Genomic DNA, 567 nt, shown 5'->3' with positions numbered 1-567 from the left:
CGGCAACGCATGCTGGTGTGGCGCAGCACGGGATGGGAGATCAACCGTCAGTGCGAGCAGGACCAGCTGGTGGCTCGCGACCTGCAAGGCGCAGTCGTCGCCAGCCGCGACAGCGCCTGCGGATCGGACATCTGGACCATCACGGAGCAGGGGCTGCCCGCAGCGCCCCGTTACCAACGAGAGCCGGCACCGACTGACCGCATCGAAGTCCGGCTCGTTCTCTCGAACTTCGAGCCGACGGACCCTGTCGTCGTGTGGTGGCGCGCGCTGCCACGGACCCTCAAGCAAGCCGCGGCCGCGGGCACGGCGGCGGGAATGAGCGTGCACGGCCCGTTCCTCGAGAACGACAACCTGGTGCTGTATCTCCGGGGGCCGGATGCCGCCACCGTCTTGGAGTTCGCCCGCACACAGGTGCTGCGCCCCCCACCCGGGCGGGTGTACGCGTACGTCAGCGCCCCGGGTAAGCCTGCACCGCAGACTGGAACGCCGGTACCCCTCGAGCCGACGACCGCACCCATCGCTCCCACTCGCTGAGCAGGGCGGAGCGGCCAAGGAAGCGTGCAACGT

General features: G+C 69.7%; 1 protein-coding gene. It reads left to right on the top strand.

Annotation, left to right across the window (positions count from 1 at the left end; translation table 11 throughout):
* The coding region (locus tag ACFQU3_RS19385; RefSeq protein WP_385912795.1) for a hypothetical protein at positions 1-534 on the top strand (534 nt) is incomplete at its 5' end.
* Positions 535-567 lie beyond the last annotated feature (33 nt).

Source organism: Terrabacter sp. GCM10028922 (genome assembly GCF_042666095.1).
Classification (GTDB): Bacteria; Actinomycetota; Actinomycetes; order Actinomycetales; family Dermatophilaceae; genus Terrabacter.
This window is presented reverse-complemented; position numbering and strand designations above follow the sequence as displayed.